Genomic DNA, 21,502 nt, shown 5'->3' with positions numbered 1-21,502 from the left:
GTGGAGAGCATGTCGGACGCAACCGGAGGCGGCGTTGCCTGATCCTGAAGCCCACCCGCTGACTTGGGAGCTGTTTCGCAAGTGCCGGCCGCTGGGGGCAGTGTCGGCATTCGCCATGCAGGAGGTATTTGCGGCGGCGGATGAGCGGACGTTCCAGCCGGGTGACGTAATGATCAAGCAGGGCGACCCTCCCGACGGCCTGCTGATCATGCTCGAGGGAACGGCTCATGCGCAGCTTTCTCGCCACGATGGCGACCACTGGCTGGGGAGCTTCAAGAGCGGCGATCTCGCCGGCGAGATGGCGCTGGTCACGCGCGAAGCGCGCAGCGCGAACGTGATCGCCGATTCACCGGTTCGCGCCCTGCTCGTCCCCACGGCAGAATTCGACCGGCTGGCGGTCCGTCATCTCGAGCTTGGCCTGGTGCTCACCAACCTCGTGGCCGATCGACTGGGACGGAGCATGCACGACGGCTTCGGCGACAAGAGAATTGAGGGGTTCCGGATTCTCCGGTGCATCGGCCGGGGCGGCATGTCGGTTGTCTACCAGGCGCAGGAGCAGTCCACCGGCGAGATTGTCGCGCTCAAGATGATGAGCTACCGGCTGATCTACGACGCCGCCGCGCTCGCGCGCTTTCACCAGGAGTCGGAACTTCACCAGAGCCTGGATCACGACAACATCGCGCGCCTCAAGCGGCTGTTTCCGGCCTACCGCACCTATTTCCTGGTGATGGAATTGTGCGAGGGCATGGATCTGCGCCGCCTCGTGTGGCTGCGGGGCCGTCTGCCGGAGGCGCAGGTCCGGGCGATCCTGGGCCAGCTTGCGTCCGCACTCGAGTACGTCCACGAACGTGGGCTCGTGCATCGGGATCTGAAACCCGCCAACGTGATGATCACCCGCGACGGTCGCGTCAAGCTCACCGACTTCGGGCTGGCGATGCCGGTCGTGCCGCTCGACGGTGGCGAGACCAGGGCGGTGGACGACTCGGTCATGGGCACGCCCGCGTTCATGGCGCCGGAACAGCTGGCGCGCGGCCCGCTCGATCGGCGGACCGATGTCTATGCGCTCGGATGCCTTGCGTATGAACTGCTCTCCGGATCGGCGCTCTTCGTCGCGACCGATCTGTTTGGACTGGTGCAGGAAAAGGCGGCGTTGCAGCTGCCGCCCGCGGCGTCGATCGGGGAGGGGGTCAGTGAGGAGCTGTACGAATTCCTGCGGGCGGCCGTGCGCGTGAATCCGAACGATCGGCCGTCTTCGACCGCGGCGCTCGTCAAGTGGGCGGCGCCGTGCGAGCCGCCACCAGTGGAAACCGTCGGCGAGCCGCCGAGCGACGATACGACCGTGTAACGTCGCCCGCGCGGCCGCCGCAGGCTGCCTACGGACGCGAAGGTGAGTTGTTGTTCCAGATGTCGCGATAGACCAACCACCCGCCGTTCTTCTGCCGCTTGTAGATCAGAATCCCTTTGACCGTGTACCGCAGGGTGGGACCCCCGGCGCGAGGGATGTCGACCGCCGAGTCGATGCCCTGGTCGAAGCCGTAGTCGCCGCCCACCCACATCGCCGTCGACTTCTTGACCCAGTGTGTCTTGGTCGTCTTGAAGTAGTCGGCCACCCATTTGCGGACCGGCCCACGACCGGTCACCAGGGGACCGTCCGGCTGCATGACCGCGATGCCCTTGTCGTACATGGCCATGACGCGATCGGTGTTGTTGGAATTGATCGCGTCGACGTAGCCCTTGTGCGCCTTGACGAGGCCCGGGTCCCACTTCGTCTTCGATCGCCGTGACGTTGGTTTCTTGCCGGTAGTCTTCTTGCTCATGCTTCAAGGCTCCTTGGAGGGGAAGGGGGCGTGCTGCGCGGGGTCATTCTCGTGCGAACGCGAGCGGCGGTCAACCGGCGGCCTCACACCGCCGATCTCAGGCGGACAGATCGTCCAGCAGCGCTTTGGCGTCGATCAAGTCCTTGGTGTCGAAACCTTCGGTGAACCAGTTGTAGACCGGCGCCAGCAGTTCGCGCGCGTCGTCACGACGGCCGCGGTGCGCGAACAGCTCCGCCAGGGTCGTGGTGCTGCGCAATTCCCAGGACCTGGCCTGCTGCCGGCGCGCGCACTCGATGGCCGCCCGCAACTGCGTCTCCGCTTCATCGTCGCGGCCCTGGCGCATCAGCATCCATCCCTTGAGGCGCAGGATCTCCGCCAGCCAGACGCGTTCCTGCCAGGCGGGCCGTTCGATCTGCGCGATGCATTCGTCGATCAGGTTCAGGGCCGCGTCCATGTCGCCCTGAAGAGCCAGCGCCTGCGCCAGCGCGGACTTCAGGTAGGGCGTGCGGACGTGCCCGCCGACGCGCGTCCAGCTCTCGATCCCCGCGCGCAACAAGGCGATGGCATCCTGTGGCCGGCCGTTCTGCAGCTGTGCCAGGCCTTCGGCCTGTGGTGCCGAGACCTGGTAGATGAAGGCGAGGCCCTGCTCGCGCGCCAGGCGGTCAACCTCGGTGAGCCGCTCGAGCAGGCGTTCCGGCTCGCGCCGGTAGGCGAAGGTGTAGGCGCCAAAGGTCAGTGCCCACACGAGGTTGAAGGCATGCCCGACGGACTGCGCCTGCGCCTGGCTTTGGCCGGCCATCCGGATCGCCCGGTCCGGGTAGCCCAGCATCCAGATCCACTGGCACGCATAGACCTCGATGAAGGTTCGCAGGTCGTGTCCGGTGAGTTGAATCCAGCGGTCGGCGTGCCGAGGATCGTAGGCGGCGAGGCCGCGCTCGGCGTGCTCGTTGGCCTCCACGAGTTGACCGAGGAGGAAATGCGTGATGGCGGCGGCGGCCTGTCCGAAGATCCGGACTTCACCGGACTCGCGGGTTTCCGCGAGCAGGCGCTGCGCCCACGGCAGGGATTCCTCGATGCGGCCCTGCGTGATGGTGTTGGTCCAGATCCACCAGAGGCCGAGCAGGAGGCTCTGCGTATTGCCCTGGCTTTCGGCCAGGCGGAGGATTGCCGCTGTATTGGCGTGAATCTCGGCGGCGGCCCAGCCGCGCAGTCCGGCCCACGCCGCGTTGAGCTGCTCACGGATCGTCAGCTCCAGCCGGTCGCGTTCGGCAGAGGGCGGCAGCTGATCGATCAGCCCCAGCCCTTTCTGGAAATGCGCAATCGCTTCCGGCAAGGCCACGCGCGCGATGGCGAGCTCGCCGGCGCGGCGCCAGAGCGGGATGGCCGCGGCCAGATCGCCCGCCTGGGTGTAGTGATGCGCCAGCCACTCGGGCTCGTGCGACACCCGATCCGCGAACTCGGTCTTGATCACGTGCGCCAGCATGGCGTGCAGGTGGTTGCGCCGGCTCTTGAGCAGCGAGTCGTAGGCGGCGTCCTGCATCAGGGCATGCTTGAAGGTGTAGCTGGCATTGGGCGGGTCGCCACGGCGGGTGACCAGCCCGGCGTCAACGAGCCGGTCGAGGCCGGCCGCGAGATGCTCGCCGCTCAGCGTCGAAACGTGGGCGAGCAGTTCGTACGGGAACTCGCGCCCGATGCACGCCCCGATTTGCGCGATCTCCTTGACCGGGGCGAGGCGGTCCAGTCGTGCCGCCAGCGAATCGCGCAGGGAGGTCGGGATGGCCAGCGTGCCGAGCGGAGCCTGCAGCGTGTACTGGTCGCCGGCTTCGCGGAGCAGTCCCGATTCGATCACCGACTTGGTCAACTCTTCGACGAACAGCGGCACCCCGTCGGTATGGGACAGGATCTCGGCGAGCACTTCCGGCGGCAGCGGCCGGCCGGCCGTCACCGTGTCCACCAACTGCGCGACTTGGAGGCGCCCGAGGCGGTTGAGCGTGAGGCTGGTCACGCCGCGGTGGCCCGCCCATGGCGGCGAATGCTCAGGCCGGTGAGTGGACACCAACAGTACAGGGAGTTCCTGCAGCTTCGGCAGCAGCACATCGAGCAACTCCTGGCTGCTGGGGTCCACCCAATGCACATCTTCGAACAGCATCAGCACCGGGCATTGGCGGGCTCGCGCCTCGACCTGGCCGGCCAGCGCCTCGAGCGTCTTCTCTTTTTGTTTCTGCGGCGAGAGCTTCAGCGACGGATAGCGGTCGGTGGGCAGTGAGAGCACGGCCGCGACCAGCGGCGCCGCGCCGGCAACCTGCGCCGCGCTGCCCACGAGCGCGGCTTCCATCTTGTCCAGTTTCTGATCGGGAGTGTCATCGCGGGAAAACCCCGCCAGGAACTCGAACTGCTCGATGAAGGGGTAGAGCGCGGAGTTGAGGTGATAGGGCGAGCACTGGTAGCGGAGCACCGCGTGAGGCTCGGCAATGCCGTCGCGCAGCGCCTGGGTCAGACGCGACTTGCCGATGCCGGGCTCGCCGCCGATCAAGACGACCTGTCCGTCGCCGTCGCGGGCCTGCTGCCAGCGGCGCCGCAGCAGCGTGATCTCTTCGTCGCGGCCGACCAGCGGCGTCAGTTGCATCCCGCCGTGCGCCGCCTCGAAGCGCCCCTTCGTGCGGTGCACCGCGTCCACGCGCCACGCCGGCACGGGCTCCGCGATCCCCTTGAGTGGTCGCGCGCCCAAATCCGTGAGTGCGAAGGCGTCACCGATCAGGCGTCGCGTGGCGGGCGCGATCACCACCTCGTGAGAGGCCGCCAGGCCCTGGAGGCGCGCCGCCAGGTTGGGGGTTTCTCCGACCGCCAGCGTCGCCTCGGTGTGGTTCCCGCGCGACGCGTCGCCCACCACGACGGGCCCGGTGGCCAGGCCGATCCGAACCGCGAGCGGCTGCGCCGCGGGAATGTCGCGGACGGCCTGCACCATTTCCAGGGCGGCGCGCACGCCGCGCTCGGGGTCGTCCTCGTGCGCGCGGGGCCAGCCGAAATAGATCATCAGCCCGTCGCCCAGGTACTGAGCGACGTGCCCGTCATAGCGGTGGGCCACGTCGCCGCAGGCCTGGCGATAGGTCTGCATCAGCTCGCGCAATTCCTCGGCGTCCATGCGCTCGGCCAGGGACGTGGAGCCGACCAGGTCGCAGAACATCACGGTGAGCTGGCGGCGCTCGGCACCCGGGGAGGCGGCGGGGGTGTCGGGCCGGGCGTCAGCGGATCCGGGGATCGTCTGAAGCGTCGCCGTCAGCGCCTGGATCGCCACCATCAGCCGGCGTCGCGGACCGGTGGGAAGAGCGAGCCGGTCGATGTCCGATTCGGTCAGATGCGGCAGGACCTCGAGCGTGATCTCGTGTTCGGCGAAGAGCGGGGCGTATTTCTCGAGGCCCGCCTGCTTCAGCCAGTCCGCGATGCCAGTCACTGCTGCTCCTTGCCCCGCTGCATTGATCGCCGCGCCGAAGTCTACTGCACGGGCCTCAACGGATTCGCTGGAAATGTGGTTGTGCTACTGTCTGGGCGCGCCCGACCGTCAGTCGTGCCGTCATCCGTTCGCTGAAGGAGACCCCCGTGAGCGCGCAGCACCAGTTTCTACTGCACGAGAGCCAGCTGCCGAAGGCCTGGTACAACATCACCGCCGACATGCCCGTGCCGCCCGAGCCGGTGCTGCACCCGGCCACCATGGAGCCGGTCACGCCGGACTTCTTGAGCGTGCTGCTGCCGATGAGCCTGATCCTGCAGGAGGTCAGCGCCGAGCGCTACATCGACATCCCCGAGCCGGTTCGCGAGATCTACAAGCTGTGGCGGCCCACCCCGCTGCTGCGTGCGGTGCGCCTGGAGCAGATGCTCGATACCCCGGCGCACATCTATTACAAGTACGAGGGCGTCTCGCCGGTGGGTTCGCACAAGCCCAACACCGCCGTGCCGCAGGCGTTCTACAACAAGGAAGCCGGCACCAAGGCGATCACGACCGAGACCGGCGCCGGACAGTGGGGCGCGGCCATGGCCATGGCGTGCAGCTTCTTCGACCTGGACCTGGAAGTGTTCATGGTGAAGATCAGCCATGCGCAGAAACCCTACCGCCGCATCATCATGGAGAACTTTGATGCGCAGGTCTATGCCAGCCCCAGCGACCGCACCCATGCCGGCCGCGCGGCGCGCGAGCAGGATCCCGATCACCCGGGCTCGCTCGGCCTGGCGATTTCGGAGGCCATGGAAACCGCCGCCACCAGCGGCGGCGCCAAGAAGTATGCGCTGGGCTCGGTGCTGGGCCACGTGCTCATGCACCAGACCGTGATCGGCCAGGAAGCCCTGCTGCAGATGGAGATGGCCGGCGAGTATCCCGACTTCGTCATTGGCTGCGCCGGCGGCGGTTCCAACTTCGCCGGCTTCGCCTACCCGTTCCTGCACCAGAACCTGACGGCGGGGAAGAAGAGCCGGATCATCGCCGCCGAGCCGTCATCGTGCCCGAGCCTGACGCGCGGCACCTACACCTTCGACTGGGGTGACCTGGCGGCCACGGCCCCCATCGTCAAGATGCACACGCTGGGCCATACCTTCATTCCGCCGGGCATCCATGCCGGCGGCCTGCGCTATCACGGCATGGCGCCCAGCGTCAGCGCGCTGGTGGAGCACGGCGACATCGAGGCGCGCGCCGTCAAGCAGCTGGAGACCTTCGCCGCCGCGGTGCAGTTCTCCAAGGCCGAGGGCATCATCCCTGCCCCCGAGAGCGCGCATGCCATCCGCGTTGCCATCGACGAAGCGCTCACCTGCAAGCGGAACGGCGAGAAGAAGGTGATCGCCTTCAACCTGTCCGGGCACGGGCACTTTGATCTGATGGCCTACGAGGCCTATCACCGCGGCCAGTTGCAGGACTACGAGTACCCGGTGGAGATGGTGGCGGAGGCGATGATGCACCTGCCGAAGGTGCCGTCGCGATGACCGCGACCCGTCTTCGAACGAGCCGTCGCCGGCCGGTCATTTGCCGCCGCCCTCGTTCGCGTTGACCCGATCACCGGCGCGGCGCCCGAGCCGCCTGGCCACCGGCTCATCCCGCTGACGGCGCTCCCAACTCTGATCCGCCCACCCGCGCCATCCGCACGCCTGGCATCGGAACGGCCGCTTCCGCGTCAGGCGGTGGCGCAGCCATTCCCACGGCCCATGCAGGTGGGACATTCGCAAGGGATACTGACGGCACCGAGGGCAACCCTCTAATATTCGATACACTAGCCGGCCCGCCGAACCGTTCGCGCTCTCAATCCAACGACCGCGCGTCAGACCAGCTTACGGTCGAGTTCCGAAGGTATGCAAGGCCTCGGCGCCGCCCAGCCGTGAGGGTCGAATACGACTACTCTTAAGGAATGAGCTCAGTGACCCATACCCGTCTGGCCATCGTCTTCGCCACGCTCGCCCTCGCCACTATCGCCGCCTGTGGCGCCACGCCGCCCGTGGCCCCTGCGTCGTCCGCGGCGCCTGCCCCTTCCGCGCCCGCCGCACCGGTCGCCGCCGTGGCTCCAGATGCGGGCACCATGACGGGCACCGTCGCCGAGACGATGAACTCGGGTGGATACACGTATGTGCGTCTGCAGACGCCCCGGCAAGACGTCTGGATCGCCGCCGACGAGTTCCCCGTCAAGACGGGCGAGCGCCTGACCGCGGCCATCAACATGCCCATGGAGAACTTCACCAGCAAGACGCTCAACCGGACCTTCCCGCTGATCTACTTTGTGACGGGTGTGGCACGCGAAGGCGAGTCGCTGCCCACGGCGTCGGCCGTGCCGGCCCTGGCCGGCAGCCACGACTCCGCCGCGGCTCCCGCGGCCGCGCAGGTCGTCGAACCTATTGCGCCCGCGCCGGGCGGACGGTCGATTGCTGATGTCTGGGCGAACCGAAAGGCGCTTGCCGGCAAGGTGGTGGTCGTCCGCGGCAAGGTGGTGAAGGCCATCCCCGAGGTCATGGGCAAGAACTGGTTCCACTTGCAGGATGGCTCGGGTTCCGCCAAGGACGGCACGAACGACCTGACGATTACGACCAGCGCCACGGTGAAAGTGGGCGACATCGTCACGGTGTCCGGCACGCTGGCGGTCGACAAGGACTTCGGCTCGGGCTACGCGTACGAGGTCATCGTGGAGAACGCCACCGTGACGGCGAGCAAGTCCGCCGGCTTACGGTTGGGTAGCGAAGGCATGCAAGGCGTCGACACCGCCCGCGAAACGCCGGAGCGCGCGTCCCAGCAGGCCCCGCTCGTCGCTGTGCGATAGGTCGACGGCTTCCATCAGCGCGTCGCTGAACACCGCGCCATCAACCGGCCGCCCCGCCGCCCGCGCGTTCATCACCGCGAGCGCGCACGCGGCGTTGAGGTACGACACCGCAATGGCGAGGTCGTCCAGCACGGGGCGATCGCCGGCTCCGAGCGACTGGATGCTCGCGCGCAGGTAGTGGTGCGCGATCGGCTGAATCTCCGGCGCGTTCACGTCCACGTGCGCGTTGATGTGGCGTCCGGCTTCAGCCGGACCGTTCTTTCGTGAGAGGGCCGCCAGGTTGACGCGTTCGAAGCCGGGCGCCAGACGGTGGAAGTGCGCGAGCAGCCGGAACATCCGCAGGCGGAGCTCGAAGTTCGACCGCTCGGCATGCTCGATTCGCATGCGCGTGGCGGCGACTACGAACAGGAAGCCCCGTTGCATGAGCCGTCCCACCCATCCCGGCGCGCGCGCCGGCACGGCGGTGTCGGCGGCCGCGGCGTAGGGCACCGTGAGCTTCACGTATTCCGCGAAGTCGGCGCCGGCCAATCGGACGACGCGCGTGCGCGTCAGGTCGTCGAGCACCAGGGCCATGCGGCGGACGTTGAGCCGCAAGTCGCGCCGCCCGCCCTCCGCGCGATTCAACATTGTCAGCAGGCCGTCGCGCAGGATGCGCAGCGAAGCCGGGTCGATGGCGCGGCCCGGGACCAACACGCGTGGCGCGGCGGCGTGGTGGCGGCCCGCGAACCACTCGCCCTTGAGCGTCTTGATGGACTCCAGCGCGGCGCCGTCGGCGATGCGCTCCCCCTGGTTCGCCAGCACGGTGGGGCAACCGAAGCTGGTGGTCACGATCACGGCGTCGGGGGCCGGATGAAAGCTGTAGGGGAACATCCGGCAGGTCAGCGGCTTGCGGCCACCGCCCAGCTCTTCGTGCAGCCGGCAGCGGTTGTCGGTCGAGAGAAAGCCACACGCGCCGTCGTCTCGCTTGCGGATGCGATGGAAACCCCGCCACCCGGGAACCGCCTCGAACGGGTCGCGCGTCGTGCCCTCGGGCGCGCCGTCGGCCTCGCGGAACCAGCGGGCGGCGTCGCGCGAGCGGAACGACTCGACCTCCGCCGGCGAGACGAGAATCTCCCAGCGGCGGCAGCAGCGGGCGCAGCTGCCGCACGTGAAGCGCTGCTCCGGATCGACCCTGAGCGGAGCCGCCTTCACGCCGGGACTACTTCGCGATCCTGACGGGGTTGATGCCGTTGACGAGCGAATAGGAAGCCCCGACGGCGCCGACCATGCACGTCTGGCGCGTCAAGCCCACCAGCTCGCGGATCCGGTAGACCGACTCGATGCCGGTGCAGTGCGCGCCGAGCAGTTGCTGGACGCCAAAGGCCTTCAGCTGCCCGGCCGTCCATGCCAGGTGCTGGTCGTCAGCGGCGAAGAGGTGCAGTCCGCCAATCACCGCTTTCACCGGCGCGGGATCGATCGTCTTGCGCGCGTGCTCCAGCGTGTTGATCACGCCGGCGTGGCCGCAGCCAAACAGGTAGACGGGGCCCTGCGCGGTCTGGAAGACCAGCGTCATGTCTTCCGGCACGGTGTCTTCGACATCACCGGCCGCGGTCCGGACCTTGCCCACCGAACTCCAATTGTGTTCGGGATGGACGCGGGGCACCGGTCCGGTGAGCCACACGCCAGGCAGAATCTCCGTGGGCCTGGTCACCTCGACGATGGCGCCGCCGGTGGCTTCGTAGTCGCGCCTGACGCCGGCCATGCGATCGCTCACCGCGCCGCCGGCGCTGATGCGCGGCCAGAAGATGCCGCGGCCGGCATAGACCTTACTGAGTGCCTTGGGTGACTTCGCCGCGAACTGGCGGCGCAGCGTCAGCAGGCCCGTGGTGTGGTCGTCGTGATTGTGGCTGAGGATGACCACCTCGACGTCCGACAGGTCAAGCTTCATCGCCTTGAGGTTGCGCTGCACCGTGTCTTCGTGCGCGCCGGTGTCGAACAGGATCTTGCGGCCGTCCACCTCGACGAGCGCGGCGAATCCCCACTCCCCAAAGCCCTCGTCGGCCAGCATCGTCGAGAGGATCTTGATCTCGAGGCTGGCGACCTTGTGGCCTGATGGCGCTTGCGCCGCGGCGGGCGCGGGCGCGAATACCAGGGAGAGCAGCGCGAGGCCGGCGAGCAAGGCGGCACGACGAACGAGTGACCTCATCATGAAGCGGCTTCTGGGTGGCGGCGCCACGGGGTAGCGCCGACGGGTCAGCATACCCTACGTGCCACGAGGTGACCGCCGTGCAGTATATTGACGCGGACGTCGGACGGGACGACACCGCTTGTCGGGAGGGAATCACTTGTCGGGAGGACACAGCTTGTCGGGAAAATACCTGCCGGTTATCGCTGTCGCACTGTTGCTTGTCGCCACGCCGGCCTTTTCGCAGGTTAAGGGCGGGGAAGACGAGACCGGCGCCTATCAGGTGGCTGAAGGCTGGCCGCAGCCGTGGTCGAAGGCCGGCTTCATCTGGGGCTCGCAGCCCGCGGTGTGCGCCCAGTCGCCCGACCGCATCTTCATCGGCATGCGTGGCGAGCTGAAGGTGCCAGACCCGCTGCCGCGCGGTTTCAACGGCAGTTGGGGATCCACCGGCCAACGCGCCACCGAGCCCAAGGCCGAACTCCGCAATTCCATCATCGTGGTCGATCGCACCGGCAAGATGATCGAGGCGTGGACGCAGTGGGACCAGCTCTTCGAAGGCAGCAGCCCGCACAAGATCCGCATCAGCCCCTACGATCCCCAGAAGCACGTGTGGGTCGTCAACGACGGCAGGCACCAGATCCACAAGTTCACCAACGACGGCAAGCAGCTGGTGATGACGCTCGGCGAAGCCGGCGTGGCCGGTGATGACGCCACCCACTTCGGCATGCCACAGGATCTGGCGTTCCTCCCGGACGGGTCGATCCTGGTCGCCGACGGCCTGCGCAACGCGCGCATCGCCAAGTTCGACAAGGACGGGAAGTTCGTGTCGTCGTTCGGCACGCGCGGCAACGCGCCCGGCCAGGTGAGCGGCGTGCACGGCATCGCGGTGGGGAAAGACGGCCGCATCTACGTGGCCGATCGCTCCAACCGGCGCATCCAGGTATTCGACGCCGCCGGCAAGTCGATCGACATCTGGCCGAATCTCCGTCAACCCAACGACGTGTTCGTCAGCGACGACGACACGGTGTGGGTGGTGGATGGCACCAACGCGCGGCTGCTGCAGTTCGACAAGAACGGCAAGCGGCTCTACTTCTGGGGCACTTACGGCATGCAGCCTGGGCAATTCTGGGAGCCGCACCAGATCTCGGTGGATTCCGAGGGCAACCTTTACATCGCCGACAGCTTCGGCGGGCGCACGCAGAAGTACGCGCCGTCGCAGGCCGGAGATCGCGCCAGGCTGCTGGTGCCGGTGAAGTAGCCCCGGCTATTTGACCTTGCCGTCGAGGATCTCGTACGCCCGGCGCATGCCGTGGTTCGGCGTGATGCCGGCCGCGCGGATCGCCGGGTAGTTCACCGCGTTGCCGCGCAGGTCCACCAGCTTCGCCGCTTCTTCCCACGGCGTGCCCGCCTTGTGGAACTTCTGCGCCTGCTCCCAGAAGTCGCGGAGGTAGGCCTGCCAGTGATCCATCCTGGCCTTGCCCTTGAAGGCGTTTCCGTGTCCGGGCAACACCGTCTCGACATCCAGTTGCTTCAGCGCCTCGATGGTCTGGATCCATTCCGTGAAGAACGCATCGCCCATGTACGACGTGCCCTCGACCAGCAAGTCGCCGGTGGCGACGATCCGCTCCTTGGGCAGGTAGACGACGACGTCGCCGGCGGTGTGGCCGCGGCCGAGGAACAGCACGCGGATCTCGCGCGACCCGCGATGCAGCGTCAAGGTCTGGGTCAGCGTCATGGTCGGGGGCGTCGGCTTGACGGCGTTGGTCCCTTCCAGGTGATTGCGCTGGATGTCGAGCTGCGCCTGAATGCTGCTGCGCGTCTTGTCGTCGGTGGCCGCTGCCAGCCGCTGCTCGAGGCCCTTGATCGCGGCGGGCACGCCGCCGACGTAGAACTCGCGGGCCGGTGAGTCTTGCGACTTGCCGGCGAGGATCTGCTGCCGCGCGAACTCGTGACCGATGATCTCCACCTCGGGGCCGTAGATCTGGTTGCCGTGGGAGTGATCGAAGTGATAGTGCGAGTTCACGACCCAGCGGATGGGCTTGCTGGTGATGGTTTTCAGCTCTTCGCGCAGCGCCCAGGCGCCGCCGGGCGACACGTGGGAGTCCACGACCAGCACGTCGCGGTCGCCTTCGATGATGGTCGCGTTCGACATCACCACCAGGCTGCCGGTGCCCACGGCGTGATACACGCCGTCCGCGATCCTGTTGAACGTGAAGGCCGCCCCCTTGTAGGTGGTCCCTGGCGGGCGGGCGCCTGACGGCGCACCTTGCTGGGCCGTGACCGGCCCCAAGGCCATTGCGGCGGCGCCGAAGATCAGAATTGTCAGGAGGAGCAAGGGCCGCTGGCGTGTCATGGTGCCGGGGATTCTAGCGCAATCTGCGTGCTAGCATTCGCCTCCATGAAGCCATTCCTTGGTCTCGCGCTCCTGGCCGGGCTCGCCGTGCCCGGCTCGCTCGAAGTGACCGCCGCCGGCGGACCCACGCGCATGCTGCGGTCGCCGACGATCAGCGCCACGCACGTGGCCTTTGGCTACGCCAACAACATCTGGGTGGTCGAGCGCGCGGGCGGCAATGCCCGCCGGCTCACCAGCTTCCAGGGCCAGACCACCAACCCGAAGTTCTCGCCCGACGGCAGCACCATTGCCTTCAGCGGCGACTACGGCGGCAACGTCGATGTCTACACGGTCCCGGTCGACGGCGGGGACCCGAAGCGGCTGACGTGGCATCCCGGTGCCGACCAGGTGCAAGGGTGGACCGCCGATGGTACCGGCGTGCTCTTCGCGTCGGCGAGGGCGACCGCCGCGCCCAATGCCACGCCGCGGTTCTGGACCGTGCCGGCCAACGGCGGCATCGAAGCGCCGCTGCCGCTGCCGCGCGGCTACCAGGGGAAGATCTCGCCCGACGGCAGGCGCATCGCCTATCGCATGAACAACTCGTGGGATGAAGAGCGGCGCAACTACCGCGGCGGCCAGAACCGTCCCGTGTGGATTGTCGATCTCAAGACGTTCGACCTGGTGTCACCACCCTGGACCGACTCGAAGGACGTCGATCCGGTGTGGGTGAGTGACACGGTGTTCTTCATCTCGGATCGCGACGGCATTGCCAACGTGTGGTCCTACGACACCGGCACCAAGGCCCTTATGCAGCGGACCAGGTTCATCGACTACGACGTGAAGACGCTTGACGCCGGCGCCGGCACGGTGGTGTTCGAGCAGGCGGGATGGCTGCACACGCTCGACCCGAAGACCGGCAAGACCACGCAGCTCACCATTACGGCGGCGGGCGACTTCCCGTGGATGATGCCGCGCTTCGAAGACGTCACCAGCCGCATGACCAACCTCGGCCTGTCGGCGACCGGCAAGCGCGTGGTGGTCGAGGCGCGCGGCGAGATCTTCACCATCCCGGCGGAGAAGGGCGACACCCGCAACATCACCAACTCCAGCGGGTCGGCGGAACGGCAGCCCGCCTGGTCGCCGGACGGCAAGTGGATCTCGTACTTCAGCGACAGGTCCGGCGAATACCAGCTGGTGATCGAATCGCAGGACGGCATCGCGCCGCCGCGGGAGATCGCGTTCCAGAAGCCGGCGTTCTACTACACGCCGACGTGGTCGCCCGATTCGAAGAAGCTGCTCTATACCGACACCAACCTCAACGTGTGGGTGATGGACGTGGCGAGCGGCCAGGCCAAGATCGTCGGCAACGATCCGTGGATGGTGCCGCAGCGCACGCTGGCGCCGGCGTGGAGCCCGGATTCGAAGTGGGTGGCGTTCGCCTCGCGCCTCAACACGCTCTATCGCGCGATTGTGGTCGCCAACGCCGAGACCGGCGAGAAGACGCAGGTCACCGACGGCCTGGCCGACGCGATGTATCCGGTGTGGGATGCGAGCGGTAAATATCTCTGGTTCCTCGCCTCCACGGATTTCGGCCTCGGGTCGCAGTGGCTCGACATGACCTCCTACGACCGCGAAGAGACCTTCGCCCTGTACCTGGCCGTGCTGAAGAAGTCGGATCCGAGTCCGCTCCTTCCAGAGAGTGACGAAGACCCGGGCACGACCGCCGCGGCGCCCGAAAAAGAAGAGGCCAGGCCGGTTCCCGCGGTGCAGATCGACTTCGCCGGCCTGCAGCAGCGCATTCTCTCGGTCGCGGGTGTGCCCTCGCGCCAGTATTCGCAGCTCAAGGCCGGCACTGCCGGCAGCGTGTTCTTTCTCGAGGCGGCTCAGGGGCAGGGCGGACGCAGCACGCTGCATCGATTCCGTCTCAGCGACCGCAAGGCGGATGTGTTTCAGCCAGGCGTCGCCGAATACGCGGTGAGCGCCGACGGGAAGAAGCTGGTGTATCGAACGCCGGCTCCGCCGGCCGCGCCGGGCGCGGCGCCCGCAGCCAATGCCAATCAGCGTCCCGCCTTGTTCCTGGTAGACGCCACCAAGGACGCCCCGAAGGCCGGTGACGGGCGGCTCGACGTGACTTTGCGGATGCACCTGGACCCGAGGGCCGAGTTCGCGCAAATCTTCAACGAGGGCTGGCGGCTGCAGCGCGACTACCTCTACGTGCCCAACATGCAAGGTGCCAACTGGCCGCGCATGAAGGAGATGTACGGCACCATGCTGCCGCACATCGCGCACCGCGCCGACCTCAACTACCTGCTCGACAACATGGGCGCGGAAATCGCCATCGGCCACTCCTACGTGCGGGGTGGTGCGATGCCCGACGTGCCCACATCACCTGGCGGCTTGTTGGGCGCCGACTTCGTGATCGAGAACGGCCGCTACAAGATCGCCAGGATCTACGACGGCGAAAGCTGGAATCCTGACCTGCGCGCGCCGCTCGCGGGACCGGGCATCAACGTGGCGGCGGGGGACTTCATCCTGGCCATCAACGGCGTCGATCTGGTGGCGCCCGACAACATCTACCGCCTGCTCGACGGCTCGGCGAATCGCCAGACGGTGTTGACGGTGAATGCGCAGCCGGCCGCGCCGGGCGCGCGGCAGGTCACGGTAGTACCCGTGCCCAACGATCAGGGCCTGCGCACGCGCGCGTGGGTCGAGGAGAATCGCCGCTTCGTCGAGAAGCGATCCAACGGCCAGCTCGCCTATGTCTATGTGCCGAACACCGGGCAGGGCGGCTACGAGAGCTTCAACCGCTACTACTTCGCGCAGCAGGACAAGCAGGGCGCCGTGATCGACGAGCGCTACAACGGCGGCGGCTCGGCGGCCGACTACATCATCGACGTGCTGCAGCGCGACTTCGATGGCTACTTCAACAACGTCGCCGGTGACCGCCGGCCGTTCACCAGCCCCTCGGCCGGCATCTGGGGGCCGAAGGTGATGATCGTCAACGAGATGGCCGGGTCGGGCGGCGACCTCATGCCGTGGATGTTCCGTTACCGCAAGATCGGCCCTCTGGTCGGCAAGCGCACGTGGGGTGGCCTCGTGCACACCGCCGACACGCCCGGCTTCATCGACGGCGGCACCATGATCGCGCCGCGCGGCGGCTTCTTCACGCGCGACGGCAAGTGGGCGGTGGAGAACGAAGGCACCGCGCCCGACATCGACGTGGAGAACTGGCCGAAGGATGTGATCGCCGGCCGCGATTCGCAACTCGAGCGCGCCGTGGATGAGGCGTTGCGCCTGCTCAAGGAGAAGCCGGTCGACCGCCGGACCACGGAGCCGGCGCCGCCGACTTGGGGACGAAGGCCGGGAGGACACTAAGGTGCGTACCGTGCGTACGGTGCTTGGTGCCAGTGCCCTGGCGTTCGTGCTGATGAACACCGGTGCCGGTGCGAAGGGCAGTCAGATGTCGACAGACGAGACCAGCATTCGCGCCGCGAGGGCCCGGTCGAATGAGGCCATCGCCAAACACGATGTCGCGGGGATTGCCGCGCATTGGATGCCCGACGTCCACATCGTGACCTCGACGAGCGCTCAACGGGCGGGCAAAGAGGCTAACGCGAAGGCGATGTCAGAAACGTTCGCGCGGCGGCCCGACACTGTCTACGTCCGTACGCCGGCGACCGTCGACGTGCTCGCCCCGTGGGCGGTGGCGTCCGAACGGGGAGAGTGGACTGGGCGCTGGACCGAGCCTGATGGCGTCGTCGAGATTGGCGGCACCTACCTGGCACAGTGGCGCAAGGTGGATGGCGTGTGGCTGATCCAGGCCGAGCTGTTCGTGCCCACTCACTGCCGTGGCTCTGCGTATTGCGCCAAGCGGCCGTAGGTTGAGACCGCCAATACGTTCAGCATCTCCCGCCACACGATTCATCGTCCTGTCTGCCTTACTGATGCTCGGAGCCAGCCCGCCGGCTAGCGACCTCGGGCTATTATGGCCGTGCGGACCATGCTCGACGAGTGTTCCGTTCTCACCCTCGTTACGTCGCGACTCGAAGATGCCGGTATCGCCTACATGGTGACCGGCTCGGTCGCCGTCAGTCTCTACGCCGAGCCGCCGACCTCATCGCCGTGGCTGCAGCGAGCCCACCCGATCGGCGAGCCCATGGCGTCGGCGGCGATTCGCGTGGCGCCCTCGACTGCGTGCCCTGGATGGCGCGCTCGCGTTCCACCTGGTGCGCCGGGATCTTCAGTGCCTGGGTTGAGGATGGTGCTATCTCAGGGCCGACCCTTGATGCCGTGCGGCAGCTTACCTCCCGGACGGTCGTCGTGCACACGTGTGAGACAGGGAAACACGGGTACAATGCCCCTATCACCATGGGTCGCCGCGAGGAGCGAATGGCCGGCAGCGCACGCCTGTTGCGTCAACCAGACGACGGGAGCTTCGACCGCGAGTTCTGGCGGTCAATCCCGCCGCATCGCCGCGTCGAGTTGATGTGGGACATGGTAGTTGAGTCGCGGGCCTGGAGGGGCGTGACCGATGGTGAACCCCGACTTCAGAGATCTGTTTGCCGCGTTGAACGCGGCCCAGGCTAACTACCTCGTCGTTGGGGCCCACGCGGTGGCGTTCTACGCCGAGCCGCGCTTCACGAAGGATCTCGATGTCTGGGTTGAGGCCTCGCCGGCCAATGCGCCGCGCGTTATGGCCGCCTTGCACGCCTTCGGCGCGCCGCTGGCTGGGGTCACCGAAGCCGACTTCCAGGTGTCTGGCGCCGTGCTCCAGATCGGCGTGGCCCCCAACCGCATCGACCTCACCACCCATATCGACGGCGTCGCATTCGAGGCGGCGTGGCCGAACCGGCTGTCGACAGTGTTTGGCGACCAGTCGATCTGGATTATCGGCCGCGCGGACTTGGTGCAGAACAAGGCGGCCGTCGCCCGGCCGCAGGACCTGCTCGATCTGGCGATGCTCGAGAAGCATGGCTGAGGAATCCGTAGCCGGGCATTCGTCGAACGCCGCCGCCGTTACCTCTTGTTCAGCATCGGCATCCAGTTGAGGATGGCACTGCGGCGCGCTCTCGACGACTGCGGACACCGCAGATTCGGCGCAGATGGCTGTTCCAGCCGCAGATTTGACGCAGATTGCTCTCCCAAGGTGTGGCTTCGCCCGGTCGGGTTCAACCGATGTCGAATCTGCTGTCCTGATCGAGTTGGTATTGAATCTGCGGCTGTCCTGATCGGGTTGGTGTCCAATCTGGGGCCGTCCTGATCCGCTTGGTTTCCAGTCGGCGGCTGTAATCAATTTGCGGCACATGATTGCGGCCCTGACCCATCTGTAGCCGAAGGGCAGTGCTATCCTGCGCGCCAGAGGTGGGTATGCGCGAGTCGAGCATTCGAGTTGTGGCGGTTCTGGCGATCATTGTGATGGCGGTCGCTGACGGCGCCGTCCACGCGCAATCCGTTGCGCAAGGCCCTCCCCCTAACGCCGCCGCGCCCGCGGTGCGGGCGGTCTACGAGGCGGCCCTTCGCGATCTGCCCTTTGCCGATCAGCAGGACTTCGCCGACGCGCGACGAGGGTTCATCGCGACGCTGCCGGCAGGGCAGGACCCTCGCCGCTATGGCTTCCTGAACGACGAGAAGGTTCCCGACACGGTGCATCCGAGCCTGTGGCGACTGGCGCGCCTCAACGCCATCAACGGCTTGTTCGAAGTGGTGCCCGGCGTGTATCAAGTCCGCGGGCTCGCGCTTGCGAACGCCACGTTTGTCGAAGGCACGACCGGCGTCATTATCGTGGATCCGCTGGGGTCAGTGGGCGCGGCCAGGGCGTCGCTCGATCTCTATTTCGCGCATCGGCCGAAGCGCCCAGTCGTGGCCGTGATCTACACGCACAGCCATAGTGATCACTACGGCGGCGTTCGCGGCGTCGCGGACGACGCCGAAGTCACGGCGGGCCGCACGGCAATCATCGGGCCGGCGGGCTTCATGAACGCGGTGATTGCCGAAAGCGTGGTCGCCGGCAACGCCATGGGCCGGCGGGCGACCTATCAGTTCGGCACGTCATTGCCGCGCGGTGAGCGCGGATCAGTGGATGCGGGATTGGGCAAGATCGATGGCGTCGGTGCGCCGGGCCGGTCCGTGATGGCGCCGACGATGACCATTACGCAGCCATTCGAGATGCACACGATCGACGGTGTGCCGATCGTGTTCCAGCTGACGCCGGCGACCGAGGCGCCCGCCGAGATGCACCTGTTCCTGCCGAAGCAGCGCGTGCTGAACCTGGCCGAGAACGCCACGAAGACCATGCACAACCTGCTGCCGTTTCGTGGCACCGAGGTCCGCGATTCCAGCGCCTGGTCAAAGTACCTGGGCGCTGCGCTCGAGCGGTTCGGTCCCGACACGGACGTCCTGATCGCGCAACATCACTGGCCGACGTGGGGAAGGGAGCGCGTCGCGCGCGCTCTGGCGAACCAGCGTGACCTCTACAAGTACATCCACGACCAGAGCGTGAGGCTGATGAATCACGGCTACACGCCCGCCGAGATCGCCGAGGAGCTCGTGCTGCCGCCGGGCCTGGCGAATGATTGGGCCGCGCGCGGCTATTACGGCACGCTGTCTCACAACGCCAAGGCGGTGTATCAGAAGTACTTGGGTTGGTACGACGCCAACCCGGCCAACTTGAATCCATTGCCGGAGCGAGAGGCGTCGAGGAAGTACGTCGAGTACTTCGGCGGTGCCGCGGCCGTGATCGCCAAGGCGCGGGCTGACTTTGCTGAGGGAGAGTATCGCTGGGTTGCTGAAGTCATGCGTCACGTGGTGTACGCCGATCCCTTGAACACCGAGGCGCGCCGGCTGGCGGCTGACGCGTTCGAACAGTTGGGCTATGCCTCGGAAGCCGCGACCTGGCGAAACGCGTACCTGGTCGGCGCGCAGGAACTGCGACAGGGGCCACTCGCGCCGCGGCCCGCGGCACTGGATCCCGAGATGGTGCGGGCGATGCGGGCCACCGACGTCTTCGATGTGCTCGGCACGCATGTGAACGGCCCGCGGGCCTGGTCGCGTGAGGTGGTCGTCAACTGGACGCTGACCGGCCGGTCGGAGCAGGTCGCCGTCACACTGCGAAACGGGGCGCTCACCTACGTGGCGGGTGCGCGAGCGGCGAATGCCGGTGCCTCGGTGACCTTGGCCCGCGCCACGTTCGACGCGATCGTCCTCGGGCGGCAATCACTGGCCGAGGCCGTGAAGCAGGGCGCGGCCACGCTGGAGGGCGACCTGTCGGCGGCCATGCAGCTGTTCGACGTAATCGACCGCTTCGACGCCGGGTTTGCGATTGTCGAGCCACGTCGGCCGTAGGGATCAGGGATCGATCCCTGGTCCCTGGTCCCTGAACCCTGCTATACTGCTCCTGTCACTGCGCTGCCGTCCTCAGATCTCCTCGGGACTACCACCCTTCGGTACAGTTAGCTCAGATGCGCGGCACCCCTAGAGGGCGCCTGACGCAATGCGCCAATCCGGCGCGACAATCGTGGATTATTCGGCCTGCTGTGTGCGGTTAGGGAACGCTCAGGCAACATCTGGAGTGCTTCGCTATGCCGTTCGTGTCTCTCGGGCTCACGCCCTCACTTTGTAATCCGCTCGCCAAACTGGGCTACACCACGCCCACGCCGGTGCAGCTCAAGTCCATTCCGATCGTCCTCACGGGCCGCGACCTGCTGGCCCGCGCCCAGACCGGCACCGGCAAGACCGCCGCGTTCGGCCTGCCGATGATCCAGCGGCTGCAGATCGTTGGCGGCGCTGCGGCTGGGACGCGCAAGCCGCGCGCGCTCGTGCTGGTGCCGACGCGAGAGCTCGCGCTCCAGGTGCACAAGTCACTGACCACTTACGGTGTGCCCGCGAACCTGCGCGTCACCGCCATCTTCGGCGGCGTCTCGATCATCCCGCAGAAGCGAGACCTTCAGCGCGGCACCGACATCATCGTCGCCACGCCGGGCCGCCTGCTCGATCACATGGAGCAGCGCACGGTTGACCTCTCGGGCGTGGAGATTCTCACGCTGGACGAGGCGGACCGCATGCTCGACATGGGCTTCATGCCGCCGCTGCGTCGCATCCTGAAGGTGCTGCCGCGCGAGCGCCAGACGCTGCTGTTCTCGGCGACCATTTCCCAGGACGTGGTCCGGCTGTCGGCCGACTTCACGCGCGACCCGATGCGGGTTGACGTGTCCGAGGGCCAGGTGATGGCACAGACGGTGACGCACCAGGTGCATCCGGTATCGGATCAGCGCAAGGGCGACCTGCTGACGCACATCCTGCTGCAGAAGCCGGCGGGGCAGGCCCTGGTGTTCTGCAAGACCAAGCACGGCTCGAACCGCGTCGGCCAGTACCTCGAAGGCGCCGGCATCAAGGCGGCCGTGATTCACGGCAACAAGAGCCAGGGCGCGCGCACCAAGGCGCTGGGCGACTTCAAGGCCGGGCATGTCAACGTGCTCGTCGCCACCGACATCGCCGCACGCGGGCTCGACATCGTCCAGTTGCCGCTGGTGGTGAACTTCGATCTGCCGCTGGTGGCCGAGGACTACATCCACCGCGCGGGACGCACCGGCCGCGCCGGCCTCGCCGGTCGCGCGGTGTCGCTGGTATCGCCGGCGGATCGCGATCTGCTGCGGGACATCCAGCGCCTGTTGCCGTCGCCGGTCGAGCACGTGGTGATCGAAGGCTTCCCGACCACGGCGGGGTCGCACGAGGCGTTGCCGGAAGCGGGCCGCCGTCACCAGGGCGGCAGGAACAGTCGTGGGTCCAGTGGACCCCGATCGGGCGCGCGTCAGGGGTCCGGTGGACCCGGACGCCGTCCGGCATCGCGGTCGGGACGCTTCGGCGCGCGTTCCTAGCCGATCGAGCAGGCAGGTTCTCCAACGCC

15 protein-coding genes are annotated in these 21,502 nt (G+C 67.3%); 9 read left to right on the top strand and 6 right to left on the bottom strand.

Annotated features, from left to right (window positions below; translation table 11 throughout):
* The first annotated feature begins 34 nt into the window (after positions 1-34).
* Positions 35-1,345, top strand: a complete 1,311-nt coding sequence (locus WC815_12615) for a protein kinase (GenBank protein ID MFA5909615.1) — start codon at positions 35-37, stop codon at positions 1,343-1,345.
* 28 nt (positions 1,346-1,373) lie between these two features.
* Here the strand turns inward: WC815_12615 and WC815_12610 are convergent, their stop codons facing one another.
* Complete coding sequence (locus tag WC815_12610; GenBank protein MFA5909614.1) at positions 1,374-1,817, bottom strand: hypothetical protein; 444 nt, start codon at positions 1,815-1,817, stop codon at positions 1,374-1,376.
* 97 nt (positions 1,818-1,914) lie between these two features.
* Positions 1,915-5,268, bottom strand: a complete 3,354-nt coding sequence (locus tag WC815_12605; GenBank protein ID MFA5909613.1) for an AAA family ATPase — start codon at positions 5,266-5,268, stop codon at positions 1,915-1,917.
* Positions 5,269-5,414: 146 nt separating this feature from the next.
* On the opposite strand from WC815_12605, the gene WC815_12600 reads away from it, so the two are divergent.
* A complete protein-coding gene (locus tag WC815_12600) occupies positions 5,415-6,785 on the top strand; it encodes a TrpB-like pyridoxal phosphate-dependent enzyme (GenBank protein MFA5909612.1) in 1,371 nt (456 codons plus the stop codon).
* Positions 6,786-6,821: 36 nt separating this feature from the next.
* Here the strand turns inward: WC815_12600 and WC815_12595 are convergent, their stop codons facing one another.
* Entirely contained in the window at positions 6,822-7,019 is a 198-nt protein-coding gene (locus WC815_12595; GenBank protein MFA5909611.1) for a hypothetical protein, read from the bottom strand.
* 194 nt (positions 7,020-7,213) lie between these two features.
* On the opposite strand from WC815_12595, the gene WC815_12590 reads away from it, so the two are divergent.
* On the top strand, positions 7,214-8,104 hold the full coding sequence (locus WC815_12590) for a hypothetical protein (GenBank protein ID MFA5909610.1): 891 nt from the start codon (positions 7,214-7,216) through the stop codon (positions 8,102-8,104).
* Here WC815_12590 and WC815_12585 read toward each other — a convergent pair.
* Both WC815_12585 and WC815_12580 read right to left on the bottom strand, forming a co-directional pair.
* Positions 8,009-9,295: a YkgJ family cysteine cluster protein gene (locus tag WC815_12585; protein ID MFA5909609.1), complete on the bottom strand. Its 1,287-nt coding sequence runs from the start codon at positions 9,293-9,295 to the stop codon at positions 8,009-8,011. The two genes, WC815_12590 and WC815_12585, sit on opposite strands and share 96 nt — an antisense overlap.
* A gap of 7 nt (positions 9,296-9,302) precedes the next feature.
* Positions 9,303-10,292 carry an MBL fold metallo-hydrolase gene (locus tag WC815_12580; GenBank protein ID MFA5909608.1) on the bottom strand — a complete coding sequence of 330 codons (990 nt, stop codon included), beginning with the start codon at positions 10,290-10,292 and terminating at the stop codon, positions 9,303-9,305.
* Positions 10,293-10,485: 193 nt separating this feature from the next.
* Here WC815_12580 and WC815_12575 point away from each other — a divergent pair, with 193 nt between their 5' ends.
* Positions 10,486-11,526, top strand: coding sequence for a peptidyl-alpha-hydroxyglycine alpha-amidating lyase family protein (locus WC815_12575; protein ID MFA5909607.1), 1,041 nt, complete (start codon positions 10,486-10,488; stop codon positions 11,524-11,526).
* A gap of 6 nt (positions 11,527-11,532) precedes the next feature.
* Here the strand turns inward: WC815_12575 and WC815_12570 are convergent, their stop codons facing one another.
* Entirely contained in the window at positions 11,533-12,621 is a 1,089-nt protein-coding gene (locus WC815_12570) for an MBL fold metallo-hydrolase (protein ID MFA5909606.1), read from the bottom strand.
* A 45-nt stretch (positions 12,622-12,666) separates the two neighbouring features.
* Here WC815_12570 and WC815_12565 point away from each other — a divergent pair, with 45 nt between their 5' ends.
* The 5 genes from WC815_12565 to WC815_12545 all read left to right on the top strand — a co-directional run bounded on the left by WC815_12565 (position 12,667) and on the right by WC815_12545 (position 21,473).
* Entirely contained in the window at positions 12,667-15,975 is a 3,309-nt protein-coding gene (locus tag WC815_12565; GenBank protein MFA5909605.1) for a PDZ domain-containing protein, read from the top strand.
* A 10-nt stretch (positions 15,976-15,985) separates the two neighbouring features.
* Complete coding sequence (locus tag WC815_12560) at positions 15,986-16,480, top strand: nuclear transport factor 2 family protein (protein ID MFA5909604.1); 495 nt, start codon at positions 15,986-15,988, stop codon at positions 16,478-16,480.
* A 651-nt stretch (positions 16,481-17,131) separates the two neighbouring features.
* A complete protein-coding gene (locus WC815_12555; GenBank protein ID MFA5909603.1) occupies positions 17,132-17,578 on the top strand; it encodes a hypothetical protein in 447 nt (148 codons plus the stop codon).
* A gap of 437 nt (positions 17,579-18,015) precedes the next feature.
* Entirely contained in the window at positions 18,016-19,941 is a 1,926-nt protein-coding gene (locus tag WC815_12550) for an alkyl sulfatase dimerization domain-containing protein (GenBank protein ID MFA5909602.1), read from the top strand.
* 236 nt (positions 19,942-20,177) lie between these two features.
* Positions 20,178-21,473 (top strand): DEAD/DEAH box helicase, encoded by a 1,296-nt coding sequence (locus WC815_12545; GenBank protein MFA5909601.1) that lies wholly within the window; start codon positions 20,178-20,180, stop codon positions 21,471-21,473.
* Positions 21,474-21,502 lie beyond the last annotated feature (29 nt).

The organism is Vicinamibacterales bacterium (assembly GCA_041659285.1).
Lineage (GTDB): Bacteria > Acidobacteriota > Vicinamibacteria > Vicinamibacterales > UBA2999 > 12-FULL-67-14b.
Note: the sequence above shows the minus strand (reverse complement) of the source record. Positions and strands in the feature narration are given on the sequence as shown.

Excerpts from the sequence above, each read along its gene's own strand:
- WC815_12610 (MFA5909614.1), bottom strand. The coding sequence starts at position 1,817 with ATGAGCAAGAAGACTACCGGCAAGAAACCAACGTCACGGCGATCGAAG.
- WC815_12595 (MFA5909611.1), bottom strand. The coding sequence starts at position 7,019 with ATGTCCCACCTGCATGGGCCGTGGGAATGGCTGCGCCACCGCCTGACG.
- WC815_12580 (MFA5909608.1), bottom strand. The coding sequence starts at position 10,292 with ATGATGAGGTCACTCGTTCGTCGTGCCGCCTTGCTCGCCGGCCTCGCG.
- WC815_12570 (MFA5909606.1), bottom strand. The coding sequence starts at position 12,621 with ATGACACGCCAGCGGCCCTTGCTCCTCCTGACAATTCTGATCTTCGGC.
- WC815_12565 (MFA5909605.1), top strand. The coding sequence starts at position 12,667 with ATGAAGCCATTCCTTGGTCTCGCGCTCCTGGCCGGGCTCGCCGTGCCC.
- WC815_12555 (MFA5909603.1), top strand. The coding sequence starts at position 17,132 with ATGGTGAACCCCGACTTCAGAGATCTGTTTGCCGCGTTGAACGCGGCC.
- WC815_12550 (MFA5909602.1), top strand. The coding sequence starts at position 18,016 with ATGGCGGTCGCTGACGGCGCCGTCCACGCGCAATCCGTTGCGCAAGGC.
- WC815_12545 (MFA5909601.1), top strand. The coding sequence starts at position 20,178 with ATGCCGTTCGTGTCTCTCGGGCTCACGCCCTCACTTTGTAATCCGCTC.